Origin of the sequence: Mesorhizobium sp. M0045 (assembly GCF_040323385.1) — a bacterium.
Taxonomy (GTDB): domain Bacteria; phylum Pseudomonadota; class Alphaproteobacteria; order Rhizobiales; family Rhizobiaceae; genus Mesorhizobium.
The window spans coordinates 1-790 of the sequence record NZ_JAMYUY010000072.1 but is presented as its reverse complement, the minus strand read 5'-3'; the positions used below and the strand labels follow the sequence as shown (position 1 = coordinate 790).

At 59.9% G+C, this 790-nt stretch carries 1 protein-coding gene and 1 pseudogene; both read right to left on the bottom strand.

The features are described from left to right. Positions 1–476 precede the first annotated feature (476 nt). The gene (locus NKJ72_RS30920) at positions 477–632 is read right to left on the bottom strand and encodes a hypothetical protein (protein WP_352480802.1); all 156 of its coding nucleotides are present in this window, start codon (positions 630–632) and stop codon (positions 477–479) included. Then, positions 584–790, bottom strand: a pseudogene (locus tag NKJ72_RS30915) (hypothetical protein); the annotation flags it as partial. The gene NKJ72_RS30920 and the pseudogene NKJ72_RS30915, both read right to left, overlap by 49 nt.

Below are 790 nucleotides of genomic sequence, written 5' to 3'. Positions count from 1 at the left end.
AAGTCTTGCAGTCTGGATGACAGGGTCCGGACAGTTCCGGAAATTTCAGCGTGATCGGGAATGATGTTGTAGGCCTGTGCGGCGTCTGCCGCCTGCCGGCTACGCGGACAGAGTCCGTCCCAGTTTCACCATCATCGGCAGAGTGATGGGGATGTTACCGGTACTCGACGCGAAGGATTGAGACGACAAGCGCGCTACCGCGTTTCCACTTTCGGTGCAACATAGAGCAGCTGGCCGTGCATGCCTCGGCCGGGTCACGCGGCTCATTACCGAAGCCAGTGCATCGGTATTCAACGTTTGTAGTCAACGAATTCGCGGTGCACGCTTGCAAATGGTGCACATTAAATCGCACAACGTCTGCGGCCCGCCGTCGCCAACCGGCCGAGGTCGCCAGCCGCAGGCGCGCGAAGGCGCCCAGAAACTGGAGCGTTAGTCTTCGTAGACGTCGCTATAGCCGAGTCCTGTCTGCATATCCATCACCTGGCGCAACGTCGCGTCCTCGAACGCCCTGCCGTGCACCAGAGTAGATAATGCGCGAGCACCTTGGTGTCACCGAGCACACCTTCGTGGACGAGCGCCGCGGCTAGCGTACCCGCATATGACTTCGTAACGGAGTGCAGCGCATGCGGCAAGTGCGGCTCAAGTGCGCCAAAATAGCGCTCGTAGACGATGCGTCCACATGCAACACCACAATCCCATCTGTGTAGGTGTCGTACAGCGCCTCATCGACCTGGCGCACGCGCCCGTTCGTGTCGGCGTAGGTGAGCGCGTCAATTTCGGTGGTCTTGTC